The sequence below is a fragment of the Pseudoselenomonas caprae genome (assembly GCF_008271345.1).
Classification (GTDB): Bacteria; Bacillota; Negativicutes; order Selenomonadales; family Selenomonadaceae; genus Selenomonas_A; species Selenomonas_A caprae.
Map to the genome: position 1 here is coordinate 1 of NZ_VTOZ01000077.1, position 261 is coordinate 261.

Sequence of the window (261 nt, forward strand, 5' to 3'; positions counted from 1 at the left end):
ACATCGGTTGAGGAATTGTTCTGCGATATCAACAAAAAGATATTTGCCGAGGAACATGTGGATTTGAGCCATCTTTACATCGACGGCTCAAAATTTGAGGCCAATGCCAATAAATATAGCTGGGTCTGGAAAAAGGCTACGGAGAAATTTCGGTATAGGCTCTACGAAAAGATAACGGTGCTGTTTCATGAAATTAACGAGGAACTGGCTCCCTTCGGTGTAAAGATTGAAACTAACACGGAATATGTTCCTGCCTATTTA

General features: G+C 41.0%; 1 pseudogene. It reads left to right on the forward strand.

Features of this window, described 5'->3' with window-relative positions:
• A pseudogene (locus FZ041_RS14380) lies at nucleotides 1-261 on the forward strand (IS1182 family transposase); the annotation flags it as partial.